Here is a 13,028-nt window from a genome sequence, read left to right on the forward strand (position 1 = left end):
GCTTTTAACCTGAAACTGGTGAAATCCTCGCAAACGGTGGCTGGACTTCAACCTAAATTGGTTAAAGATTTCGACTTCGTGCCCAGCGATAGTTTAAAAGTGCGTAGTTCCGACGGATTATACCATTTGGGCGATATCAACCTGAAACTACGAAGTGCGGGAGAAGAAGCCTGGAAAAGCTACAGTACGGCAGCAAAACGGAGTCTTGTTAAAAATATTCCGATCGGTAAAAATGGATTGGCAGCAGCCGATCTTAATGCAACGCTCCCAACTGATATTCCTTTGCAGGTAAAGCGCATCTGGGAAATGCAAAACGGAAAACTGGTACTGCGTTTCGAACTAAAAAACAGAACTGATAAAAATATAGAAATCGGTGCATTGGGAATACCAATGATTTTTGACAATATTTTAGAGGGCAGAACATTGGAGCAAACCCATGCTAAAAATGTTTTTTACGATCCTTATATCGGTAGAGATGCCGGTTATCTACAGGTGACCCGGTTAAGCGGTCACGCGCCATCATTGTTGGTGGTTCCGGTGGGGCATACACCTTTCGAGGCTTACAATCCCTTAAACGACGACAAAACGCCAAGAGGAATTGCCTTTGAGGGCTTTTACGAATGGATGGTGTACAGTAAGGCCAATGCCGAAAACGAATGGAAAAATGCAGAGCAATGGAATACACCAACATCAACCACTTTAAAACCTGGCGAAACAAGGAGTTATGCCCTTCAGTTTATCCTCTCAGGTACTGCTAAAAATACCGAAAGTAAACTGATCGAAAATAAACGACCTGTAGCCATATCGGTTCCTGGTTATGTATTGCCACGTGATGTAGAGGCCAAATTATTCATCAGCTATCCTAAAAAAATTAAATCCATTCAGGTTCAACCAGAAAATGCCTTAAAAGTGAGTGCATTAAGTACCACTAAAAATGGTTGGAAGAGTTATGCCGTAAAAGGAAATACCTGGGGCAGGGCAAGGTTATCGGTTACCTATGAAGATGGACTGGAACAGACCATCAATTATAAGGTAATTGAGCCTGAAAGTGAAGTCATAGCCAGTTACGGCCACTTTTTAACCACTAAACAATGGTTTAATCAGGCCGATCCTATTTTTAAAAGAAGTCCTTCTGCCATTACCTACGATGATGAAAAACAGCAACAGGTTACACAGGACAATAGAGCATGGATTGCAGGTTTAAGCGACGAGGGTGGGGCAGGATCCTGGTTGGGTGCCATAATGAAACAATTGGTTCATCCCGAAAAGGAAGAGGTAGATAAGTTAAAACAATTTGTTGATAGCGTGATGTTTGGGCGCATCCAACTAAAGGATGGTCCTCAGAAATATGGGGTGAAAAAAAGTTTGTTTTATTATGCCCCTGATTCGCTGCCTAAAGATACCTATGCCGCAAACATTAATTTCAAAACCTGGTCGGCATGGCCAAAAAAAGAAGCCGATAATTTAGGCAGATCCTACAACTATCCGCATGTAGCGGCTGCGCATTGGTTAATGTACCGCCTGGCGCGTAATTATAAAGGCCTTGTAGATGAGCAAAGCTGGAAACAGCACCTGATCGATGCCGCGGAAACCGGTATGGCCATGGTAAATATTGCACCTTATTACGCACAGTTCGGACAGATGGAAGGCACCATCTTTTACCTCATCTTAACCGACCTTAAAAACGAAGGGTTAACAGATGAGGCAGGCAAGCTGGAAACTGAAATGAAAAAACGCGCCAACCATTGGCGTTCGTTGCAATATCCCTTTGGTAGTGAAATGCCTTGGGACTCTACAGGTCAAGAAGAAGTTTATGTATGGTCGAATTATTTTGGCTACCAGGATAAAGCAAATGTAACGCTCGATGCCATACTTGCTTATATGCCTGTGGTACCGCATTGGGCTTATAATGGCAATGCCCGCAGGTATTGGGATTTCCTTTATGGCGGTAAACTTTCACGTATCGAAAGGATGATCCACCATTATGGGTCAGCATTGAACGCCATTCCGGTATTAATGGATTACCGTAAACACCCTGACGATTTTTACCTGTTGCGTACAGGTTACGGGGGCTTGTTGGGATCGATCTCAAACATCACCAAAGAAGGTTTTGCACCAGCAGCTTTTCATGCTTATCCATCCACCCTGAAAAATGATGGTATCACCGGCGATTATGGCTCTGGTTTTTTTGGCTATGCTGTTAATACCTCATCGTACCTTTTACAACATCCAGAATTTGGTTGGCTGGCCTTTGGCGGAAATCTGAACAAAAAAGGGAATACCATCAGTGTAGAATTAACCACAGCGGCAAAATCGTCTGTTTATATTGCCCCTGCCGGACTTTGGATTACCCTTGATGCCGGAACCATTGATGGGCTTGATTATAACACTGCAAATGGTGAAATCAGTTTAAAATTGAGCAAGGCAAACGGCTATACGCCCAATGCGGTGTTGAGATTGTCGCAGCCTGCGAAAGTTAATGGAGTGGGTATTTATTCAGTTAAAGGGAATAAAGTTGGAGATAGGGGAGCGTACGAACTTTCGCTTTCGATGGATCATGCCACACAAATTATCCTTCAAAAATAACATTGCTATATATACTTAATTAGCCTCGTGAAATAAAATTTACGGGGCTATTTTATTGTCTTTTAATTTTGATATTCAGTTAGATATCATTTTTATTTATAAAAGGTATCTATGTAATAGGGTTTTGTGCTATGTATTTCAGGTAGTTAAATCAAATAAATCCATTTTTAGGCCTTATCTAGCTTTACTTATATCACCAAATTAAGCTTAAATACACTTGTATGGTTAGTTTAAATATAAGCACTTAATTTTTTGTTTAACAAACTTCTAATGATTATCAAAGTAATATAATCCATTTAAATTTGTAAAAGATTATCGATCGTCCTTGTTTGTAACGAGGATGGAGGGAGACTGGCGATTGTATCGCCTCTTAAATATGAATATCTTATTCTTTGGTTGGTGACCCTTTCATCGTCCTCGTTTGCAACGAGGGTGGATGGAGAAAGGCGATTGTATCGCCAGCTAGAACAGTTTCTTTATCCCTTTTCTATTGGCGCTCCAGCCATTTTAGCTTATCCTTGCTTGTGACTCACATAATCCATTTGTTTACCGCGGTTTGTGCAGATTTTAACCTTATTTTTCACTAACACAAAATTTATTGTGATTTTTGTACCATAATTTTAACTTATAATTTGCAGATACAACCCATATTTTAGCCATTTGATCCGATCTTAATTGAATAAAGATTGCTTTTGGGATATTTGCCTAACTCATAAAAAATATGTTTGAAAAGAAAGTTTACCTCCAACGGAGAGCAGCGTTAAAATCAAAAATAAATTCGGGACTATTGCTCTTTTTGGGTAATGAAGACAGCCCGATGAACTATAAAGACAATACCTACCATTTTAGGCAAGACAGTACTTTTTTATATTATTTCGGAGTTAGCGAACCCTTATTGGCGGCCATTATCGACCTGGATGCAGACGAAACCATCCTGTTTGGAGACGAAATGGGTATCGACGATATCGTTTGGATGGGCAGACAGAAGACGCTCGAAGAAAAAAGCCAGGATGCAGGACTTACAAAAGTACTTCCTTTAGATCAGCTGGATGTTTACCTTAAACAGTATCAGGAGAAGAAAAGGACGGTTCAGTTTTTACCGCCTTACCGTTCGGAAAATAAAATAAAACTGGCCAACTGGTTTAGCCTGCCGATTGATCAGCTGAAAGAAAAGGCCTCTATTGAATTTATTAAAGCTGTGGTAGCACAACGCTCAATAAAATCGGTAGAAGAGATTGAAGAGTTAGACCGTGCTGCAGCCATCTCTGCAGATATCCATTTAATGGTGATGCAGCAGGCAAAACCTGGTATGTATGAGCGTGAGCTTGCAGCTAAGATCCAGGGAGCGGCTTTGGCTTCAGGAGGTAATTTAGCCTATCCTGTGATTTTGACGGTGCGCGGCGAAATTCTGCACAACCATTATCATGGCAATCAATTACAGGAAGGTCAACTGGTTTTAAACGACTCTGGTGTAGAAACTGCTTTAGGGTATGCAGGCGACCTTACCCGTACCTTTCCGGTAGGGAAAAAATTCAGCGCAGAGCAAAAAGACATTTATGATATTGTACTCAATGCTTATACCCATGCTAAAAATCTGCTGGCACCAGGTGTAAGGTATTTGGATGTGCATTTGGCTTCCTGTAAAATGTTGGCACAAGGCTTAAAAGACGTGGGTTTAATGAAAGGAAATATCGACGATGCCGTGCAAGCAGGTGCACATGCTATGTTTTTTCAGTGCGGAACCGGCCACATGATGGGCATGGATGTACACGATATGGAAGATTTGGGTGAGCAATATGTAGGTTATACCGACGAGCTATCCAAAAATACCACGCAGTTTGGATTAAAATCTTTAAGGTTAGGTAAGGCACTCGAGGCAGGTTATGTATTAACTGTTGAGCCTGGTGTTTACATCATTCCTGAGCTGATCGATCGCTGGAAAGCCGCCAATCAGTTTACAGAGTTTATCAATTACGATAAATTAGATGAGTTCAGAAACTTTAGCGGAATTAGGGTAGAAGACGATTTTCTGGTTACTGAAAACGGAAGCCGGATGTTGGGTAAACACCTGGCCTTAACTACCGACGAAATCGAGTCGATCAGAACAGGAGCTTACTCGTAAATCGCATTTATATTGTAGAATAATAATGTGTTTATTTCGGAGCGCAGGGCTTTTCGCTTTTTTTAAAGGATAGTCCTGCCATTCGCTTTACCCCCGACTTTACGTCGGGGTGCCCGCTGCTGTCAGGGCTAAAAACGGCAGCCTGAAGCGCGGAACTAATGAATAACTGCCATTGCTTTTCAAATGAATAAAACACTCTTTCAATATATAACCAGTAAAAAGATATGAAAAAACGAACATCCTTAACCGTACTCTTCTTCGTATTTAGTACTATGCTTTTTGCGCAGGCCCCAAAAAAGGTCTACACTTTAGCCGATACCTTAAGGGGAAGTCTAAATGCAGAACGTACCTGGTGGGATGTACAACGTTACGAACTTTCGGTTAAGCCCGATTATAATGATAAAAGTATTACCGGTTCGAATAAAATCGTGTATAAAGTTGTACGCAATAACAATGGCAATACCCGTATGCAGATCGATCTGCAAGAACCATTAATTATCGACAGTGTTTTATACAACGGAAAAGCTAAATTAAAATTTGAACATGTTGCCAGTGTTTGGTATGTACATGTGCCGGCGCAAAAATTATCGGCAACAAATAATGTCCATATCTTTTACCATGGCAAAGTGCACCAGGCAAAAAGAGCACCCTGGGATGGCGGTTTTATCTTCACCACCGATTCGCTTTCGCGCCCATGGATGACGGTGGCCTGCCAGGGCTTGGGCGCTTCAGTATGGTATCCAAATAAAGATCATCAAAGTGATGAGCCCAATCTGGGTGCCTCATTAACCATGACAGTTCCGGATACATTGATTGCTGTTGGCAATGGCAGATTGGTGTTTAAAAAGGATAACCACGATGGTACCACAACCTATCAGTATAATGTTAAAAATCCGATCAGCAACTATTGCATTATTCCATACATTGGCAAGTATGTTAATTTTAAAGAAAAATATGCAGGCGAAAAGGGTGCGCTTGATGTAAACTATTGGGTACTCGATTACAATTACCCCAAAGCGAAAACCTATATGCCTGATCAGGTACACAAAATGATGAAGAGTATGGAACACTGGTTTGGTCCGTACCCCTTTTACGAAGACGGTTATCAACTGATCGATGCTTCACATACGGGGATGGAACACCAATCAGCAGTGTCTTATGGCAATGGTTATAAGTTTGGTTACAGAGGAAGGGATATGTCGGGCGATGGCTGGGGACTGAAGTGGGATTTTATCATCATCCACGAAAGTGGCCACGAATGGTTTGGCAATAACATCACCACCAACGATCTCGCCGATATGTGGGTACATGAAGGATTTACCAATTACAGCGAAACGCTTTTCGTAGATTATATTTTCGGCAATAAAGCAGGCAATGAATACAATTTTGGCATTAGAAAAGGCATCCGCAACGATACGCCGATCATCCCTCCATATGGTGTAAATGCACAGGGCAGCGGCGATATGTATCCTAAAGGTGGAAATATGTTGCACGCCATCAGACATAGTTTAAACAACGACGAACTTTTTAGATCGATATTGCGCGGCTTAAACCAAACCTTTTACCATAAAACCGTAACCACTGCACAGATTGAAAATTATATTTCGAAAAAAGCAGGATTCAATTTTTCAAAGGTTTTTGATCAGTACCTGCGTACCATACAAGTGCCCGCATTCGAATATTACCTGAAAGATGGCAAAGCTTTTTACCGTTACAGCGATTGTGTTAAAGGTTTCAACCTCCCATTAAGCCTTAAAAAAGAGGGTGTAAAAACACTTAAAATTTTGCCTTCGCAAAACTGGCAGCAGGTGGTATTGGCTAAAGGGCAGGATGTTTTGTTTACAAAAGCGGGCATCGAATTTATGTACTACCTACAGGTGAAAAACACAAAATAAACTCCTCGTAATATAGGAAGGACAATAAGATGTAGTTGTCTCGCTGATTTAATAAAATGGTATTCTTTTCACGAAGGATACCATTTTTATTGTACCTCCTTTTTTCTACAAAAGATTATATTTCTTCCATGCGTTCCTGTCTGATTCAAATGGCGCATTTATAACCAATATCGGTTAAAATCCAACAATATTACTGTTTACCGATCAGTTAACTTTGAATATCGTTTAACAGATTGATCGCTGATCATTTAATTAAATGACGTTTGGCCGCTGCCATACTAAGTTTTTGAATCATAATTTATAAAAAACATAACATTACAATGAGTATCAAATGGACTGGGGTTTTCCCTGCTGTAACGACAAAATTTACAGCAAATGACGAGTTAGATTTTCCGGCTTTCGATTTAAATATCGAAGCACAGTTAGAAGCAGGAGCTGAGGGGATTATTTTAGGCGGGTCGCTTGGCGAAGCCAGCGTATTAACCGACGAAGAAAAGTTCGGTCTGTTATCGCACACTTTAACCGTAGTAAATGGACGAGTTCCCGTTTTATTGAATATTGCCGAATCAACCACGAAAAAAGCAATTGAAGTAGCTAAAAAAGCCGAATCGTTAGGTGCACAAGGTTTAATGTTATTGCCGCCAATGCGCTATAATGCTGCCCCCGACGAAACTTTGGCCTTTTTTGGTGCCATTGCCGAAAGTACCAGCTTACCGATCATGATTTATAACAATCCTGTTGATTATAAAATCGAAGTGACCCTGGATATGTTCGAGGTTTTGACTAAATACGATAATATACAAGCGATTAAAGAATCAACCCGTGACGTATCGAACGTAACCAGACTGATCAACCGTTTTGGTGATCGTTTCAAAATCTTTACCGGTGTAGATCCATTGGCAATGGAAAGTATTGTAATGGGGGCACATGGATGGGTTGCAGGTTTAGTTGATGCTTTCCCGAGAGAAACGGTAGCCATTTTCAGATTGATCAAAGAAAACCGCATTTCCGAAGCCTTAACCATTTACCGTTGGTTCTTGCCTGTATTAGAGCTTGATATTCATGCCAAATTGGTGCAATACATTAAACTGGCAGAAGTAGCAACCGGATTGGGAACTGAAGCCGTACGTGCACCACGTTTACCGATAAGCGGAGCAGAAAGAGAAAAAGTGTTGAAAATTATTAACGATGCGTTAGCTGTTCGTCCTGAATTACCAGCAGGTAGCTGGGGCAAATAGTTTAAAAACCAAATATGAACGGAAAAAATATCGTAGCAAACACTTATGTAGAAGTTAGTGAAAAAAGCCTTAGAGCTGTTAATCCCGCAACGGGATTAACGCTTGACGGTGAGTTTTTTAAAGCCAGTGAAAGCCTTGTTAATGATGCATTAACAGCAGCAACAACAGCTTTCCAAAGTTATAGAAGTTTAAATAAAGACCTTAAAGCCGCTTTTTTAAATGCCATTGCCGATGAAATTGCCAGTCTTGGCGACGAACTGGTAAACCGGGCATCTGCAGAAAGCGGTTTGCCTTTAGGTCGCTTACAGGGCGAATTAGGCCGAACAACGGGCCAGTTAAGGTTATTTGCCAATTTAGTTGCCGAAGGCTCCTGGGTAGATGCAATAATTGATACGGCATTGCCTGAAAGACAACCCTTGCCACGATCTGATATTAGAAGAATGCTGATCCCGATCGGACCTGTAGTGGTTTTTGGTGCCAGTAATTTCCCGCTGGCCTTTTCAGTGGCAGGTGGCGATACGGCATCAGCCCTCGCATCTGGTTGCCCCGTGGTAGTAAAAGCACATCCCGCGCATTATGGAACCAGTGCTTTAGTGGGCGGAGCCATTATTAAAGCCGCAGAAAAAACGGGAATGCCAAAAGGTGTTTTCTCACTTTTATATGATGATGGTTATACCATCGGCGCCAGTTTGGTTAAACACCCGTTAAGCAAAGCGGTAACTTTTACTGGTTCGTTTAAAGGAGGGATGGCACTGATTAATCTTGCACAGGAACGGGAGCAACCTATTCCGGTTTTTGCCGAAATGGGTAGCATTAATCCCGTAATTTTTCTTCCAAAGGCCATCGAAAATCAGGCAGAAGAGCTGGCTAAAAAATATGCGGCGTCTATCACCTTGGGCGCTGGTCAATTTTGTACCAACCCGGGTTTATTACTTGCCGTTCAATCGCCAGCTTTAGAAAATTTTAAAACGGTTTTAAAAGAAAGTATATCAACAGTTCCATCAGCAACGATGCTTACCGAAGGCATTGCCAATAATTATGGCAAACTTTCTGAAGAGATTGTTAGCGAAGGTGGTGTCGAGCTTTTATCGGCTTCAACACTAAAAAACAATGAACTTCAGAACCAGTCTGAAGCAAAAATTGCGCAGGTAAGTGCGGCCGATTTTATCAAGAATCCAAAACTCCGGGAAGAAATTTTCGGTCCTTATTCGCTCCTGGTGGTGGCTCAGGATATTGCCGAACTCGAAAAAGCCATTGCGGTATTGGAAGGACAACTTACGGTAACCCTAATGGCCGAAAAGCAAGAACTTCAGAATTATCAAACCTTAGTAAATAAACTGACCGATAAAACAGGAAGGATCATCTTAAATGGTGTACCTACCGGTGTTGAAGTTTGTGCGGCCATGCAGCACGGCGGACCATTTCCGGCAACTAACGATAGTAGGTTTACTTCAGTTGGCTCTACGGCCATACACCGTTTTGCACGTCCATTGGCTTATCAGGATTGGGAGCAGGATTTATTGCCGGATGAATTGAAAGATGGAAATCCTTTGGGCATTTTCAGAACGATAAACCAGAAATTAACGAAATCTCATGAGTAAAACTTTTTTTTGTGTAGATGCGCATACCTGTGGAAACCCGGTTAGATTGGTAGCAGGCGGTGGCCCTCAGCTTATTGGCTCAAATATGAGCGAAAAACGTCAGCATTTTTTAAAGGAATTCGATTGGATCAGAACAGGTTTAATGTTCGAACCACGCGGACACGATATGATGTCGGGTAGCATTCTTTATCCACCTCACGATCCGGCTAACGATGTTGCTGTATTATTTATCGAAACCAGCGGTTGCCTGCCCATGTGCGGTCACGGTACCATCGGTACCATTACCATTGCCATTGAAGAAGGATTGATCCAGCCAAAAGTACCCGGGGTTATCAGAATGGAAGCACCGGCAGGATTGGTATTGATCGAATACAAACAGGAAGGAAAAAAAGTTAAATCTGTTAAACTTAAAAATGTAGCTTCTTACCTTGCTGCCGAAAACTTGCAGGTAGAATGCCCTGATTTGGGTACGCTTACTTTTGATGTAGCTTATGGTGGTAACTTTTATGCCATTGTAGATCCGCAGGATAATTTCCCTGGATTGGAAAATTATACCGCTTCGCAACTCGTTACCTGGAGCCAAACCATCAGAAAACGCATTAACGAATTATACACTTTTGTGCACCCACAGGATCCAACGATAAACGGTTGTAGCCACGTGTTGTGGACAGGGAAAACAATCGACCCTACATCTACGGCCAGAAATGCTGTTTTTTATGGCGATAAAGCGATTGATCGGTCGCCATGTGGTACCGGAACTTCAGCGCGTTTGGCACAATGGTATGCTAAAGGGAAGTTAAAGCTGGGAGAGGATTTTATCCACGAAAGTTTTATCGGCAGTAAGTTTATCGGTAGGGTGGAAGAAGTTGTCGATTTAAATGGCATCCAGGCAATTATCCCGAGTGTAGAGGGCTGGGCTAAGGTATTTGGTTACAATACCATAAAAATTGATGCCGAAGACGATCCTTATGCACATGGATTTCAGGTGATTTAGTGAACTTTTAAATTGAAGATTAGCAATATAAATTAGAATAATGTCGAAGGTATTAATTATAGGTGGTGGAATTGTAGGTCTAACTTCAGCATATTACCTGCAGAAAAAAGGCTACGAGGTAACCATTTTGGATAAGGGTGATATTACCGACAATTGTTCTTTCGGTAATGCAGGGATGATTGTACCCAGCCATTTTGTGCCATTGGCTGCGCCGGGTATGATTAAGCAGGGCATCAGATGGATGTTTAACAGCAAAAGTCCGTTTTATGTACGCCCATCATTAAATGGCAATCTCATTAATTGGGGACTGAAGTTTATGAAACATGCCACAACAAAGCATGTTAACGCATCGGCAGAACCCTTACGCGATCTCTCTTTACTGAGCAAAAAGTTATATGAAGGTTTGGCTAAAGAACCTGATTTTAATTTCGAACTCACCAACAATGGTATCCTTGCTTTTTACAAAACAGAAAAGGCAGGAGAAGAAGAGGCACATCTGGCTACCAGGGCTATAGAGCTTGGTTTAGATATGGCGGTATTAAATGTTGAAGAATGTAAAGCATTACAACCTGATTTAAAACTGGATGTTTTGGGTGCGGTACATTACCGTTGCGATGCACACCTTTATCCCACGAAGCTGATGAATGCCCTGTTAAAATATTTAATTGATAACGGCGTGCAGATAAAACGTGGCAAAGAAGTTGATAAAATTGAAGCTGCGGGCAACCGCATCACGAAAGTTTTTACAGGCAATGAGGCCTGGGAGGCAGATCAATATGTGATTGCTACAGGTTCATGGTCGCCGGCGGTTGCTAAAATGGCCGATATTAAAATATCGTTAATGCCAGGCAAGGGCTATTCCTTTATGGAAGCTGAATCTCAAAACCGTTTAACTATTCCGGCTTTATTGTGCGAGGCCAGGGTGGCCATTACCCCAATGAATGGGCAGATCAGGTATGGCGGTACAATGGAATTGGATAAAATCAATAACAGGATCAATATGCAGCGGGTTAAAGGGATTGTAGAATCCGTGCCCAACTATTTTCCTGATTTAAAACCTGCCATTCCTGCCGAAAAAGATATCTGGTATGGTTTCCGTCCATCATCTCCCGATGGTTTGCCCTATATTGGTAGAAGTGAAAAAAGAGAAAATTTAATTATAGCTACAGGCCACGGCATGATGGGACTAAGTTTAGGGCCAGCCACTGGTTTACTGGTGAGCCAGATTGTTGAGGGCATGACAACCGATTTAAAATTGGAGCCGTTTGCCGTAGTCCGGTAATCTTGTTGATAAACTATTAAAAAGTATACCATACAAAGTTTGTCAGTCTGAGCGTAGTCGAAGTCTGAAGAAGTCAGGTTTTTTGAAACTTGACTTCTTTTTTTATCAAAACTCCTTTATTTTGCCTATTTTCCTCAAATTAACCCTCAAAATCGATGGTTTTCAAATATTAGTTAATCGTTTTAGTTGTTGTTATTCAGGGTTTTAACTAATTATCTAGTAGTCGTGTTTTATCAATTATAATACTAAAATCCGTCATATTTTATCAAATTGTAGCAGGATTTTAACCTTGTTAAACTTTTCTTGGTTTTTTAGGGTTAATATCCTTACATTCAATTCGTAATCAACAAACCGAACCTAACTAAACTAAATCATGAAAGTATTACCATTTACCATGCTTGTGCCCGACGACAAGAGTGTGATATCGGAGCATATTGAATCGCCTTATTTCTATCAATACCTGCACCGACATGACGAATGGCAGATTACGTATATCGAAAAAGGAGAAGGGACATTAATTGCAGGTAACGATATGCACGCCTTCAGATCGGGCGATGTTTTCGTGATCGGCGCAAAGCTTCCTCATTTATTTAAAAGTAATCCAGAGTACTTTTCCACAGATAGCCCTAAATCCATTAAGGCCTGTTCGGTTTACTTCAATCCAAATGGTATTCTGGCTGCGCTGTTTAATCTTCCTGAAATGAAAATGGCCAGTGCTTTTTTGGCCAAAAACAAACATGGCTTCAAAATTCCAAATGGTTTTACCAAAAATATCATTACAAAAATTTTTAATGTACACCTGGCATCGGGGGTAGACGTATTGTTTAATTTCCTGAAATTGGTTAACGGCCTGCAGGATTTGAACGAGAATGTAGAATCATTGTGCTCGGATATGTATTCCTCTAACGTTACCGAAAATGAGGGCATGCGTTTGAGTAAAATCATCAACTTCATTACCGAAAACTACAATAACCAAATCTCTTTAGAAGATGTGGCGAATGCTGCCTTTATGACCCCGCAAGCCTTCTGCAGATATTTTAAAAAGCATACTGGCCATACTTTTGTTTCATTTTTAAATGAGGTAAGAATCAACGATGCCTGTAAAAGTCTCATTTCGGGAGAGAAAGCCGACTGCATTTCGGGAGTAGCCTATAAAGCTGGGTTTAATAGCATCACTAACTTTAACAGGGTATTTAAAAGCATTATTGGTCAATCGCCAAGGGCATATATCGATACCTATAACAGCATAAGCAGGGTAAGTTACGTAGGCGCGTAAACCAAATATCATCTTCATGTATCCTAAAAATTCA

General features: G+C 41.1%; 8 protein-coding genes. All 8 read left to right on the forward strand.

Annotated features, from left to right (window positions below; translation table 11 throughout):
• Window positions 1–18: 18 nt before the first annotated feature.
• A complete protein-coding gene (locus R2S57_RS14215) occupies window positions 19–2,586 on the forward strand; it encodes a DUF5695 domain-containing protein (RefSeq protein ID WP_316845618.1) in 2,568 nt (855 codons plus the stop codon).
• 721 nt (window positions 2,587–3,307) lie between these two features.
• Entirely contained in the window at window positions 3,308–4,708 is a 1,401-nt protein-coding gene (locus tag R2S57_RS14220; protein WP_316845619.1) for an aminopeptidase P family protein, read from the forward strand.
• Between the two features lie 224 nt (window positions 4,709–4,932).
• Entirely contained in the window at window positions 4,933–6,603 is a 1,671-nt protein-coding gene (locus R2S57_RS14225) for a M1 family metallopeptidase (protein ID WP_316845620.1), read from the forward strand.
• Between the two features lie 320 nt (window positions 6,604–6,923).
• The gene (locus R2S57_RS14230) at window positions 6,924–7,841 is read left to right on the forward strand and encodes a dihydrodipicolinate synthase family protein (protein ID WP_316845621.1); all 918 of its coding nucleotides are present in this window, start codon (window positions 6,924–6,926) and stop codon (window positions 7,839–7,841) included.
• A gap of 14 nt (window positions 7,842–7,855) precedes the next feature.
• Window positions 7,856–9,442, forward strand: a complete 1,587-nt coding sequence (locus R2S57_RS14235; RefSeq protein ID WP_316845622.1) for an aldehyde dehydrogenase (NADP(+)) — start codon at window positions 7,856–7,858, stop codon at window positions 9,440–9,442.
• Window positions 9,435–10,436 carry a 4-hydroxyproline epimerase gene (locus tag R2S57_RS14240; protein WP_316845623.1) on the forward strand — a complete coding sequence of 334 codons (1,002 nt, stop codon included), beginning with the start codon at window positions 9,435–9,437 and terminating at the stop codon, window positions 10,434–10,436. Before R2S57_RS14235 ends, R2S57_RS14240 begins: the two co-directional genes overlap by 8 nt.
• 40 nt (window positions 10,437–10,476) lie before the next feature.
• A complete protein-coding gene (locus R2S57_RS14245) occupies window positions 10,477–11,718 on the forward strand; it encodes an NAD(P)/FAD-dependent oxidoreductase (protein WP_316845624.1) in 1,242 nt (413 codons plus the stop codon).
• 373 nt (window positions 11,719–12,091) lie between these two features.
• The gene (locus R2S57_RS14250; protein WP_316845625.1) at window positions 12,092–12,994 is read left to right on the forward strand and encodes an AraC family transcriptional regulator; all 903 of its coding nucleotides are present in this window, start codon (window positions 12,092–12,094) and stop codon (window positions 12,992–12,994) included.
• The last annotated feature ends 34 nt before the right edge of the window (window positions 12,995–13,028 follow it).

It is taken from the genome of Pedobacter psychrodurus, from assembly GCF_032678585.1.
Lineage (GTDB): Bacteria > Bacteroidota > Bacteroidia > Sphingobacteriales > Sphingobacteriaceae > Pedobacter > Pedobacter psychrodurus_A.

Coding starts and splice junctions, on each gene's coding strand:
- R2S57_RS14230 (WP_316845621.1), top strand. CDS start 6,924: ATGAGTATCAAATGGACTGGGGTTTTCCCTGCTGTAACGACAAAATTT.
- R2S57_RS14240 (WP_316845623.1), top strand. CDS start 9,435: ATGAGTAAAACTTTTTTTTGTGTAGATGCGCATACCTGTGGAAACCCG.
- R2S57_RS14235 (WP_316845622.1), top strand. CDS start 7,856: ATGAACGGAAAAAATATCGTAGCAAACACTTATGTAGAAGTTAGTGAA.
- R2S57_RS14220 (WP_316845619.1), top strand. CDS start 3,308: ATGTTTGAAAAGAAAGTTTACCTCCAACGGAGAGCAGCGTTAAAATCA.
- R2S57_RS14225 (WP_316845620.1), top strand. CDS start 4,933: ATGAAAAAACGAACATCCTTAACCGTACTCTTCTTCGTATTTAGTACT.
- R2S57_RS14245 (WP_316845624.1), top strand. CDS start 10,477: ATGTCGAAGGTATTAATTATAGGTGGTGGAATTGTAGGTCTAACTTCA.
- R2S57_RS14250 (WP_316845625.1), top strand. CDS start 12,092: ATGAAAGTATTACCATTTACCATGCTTGTGCCCGACGACAAGAGTGTG.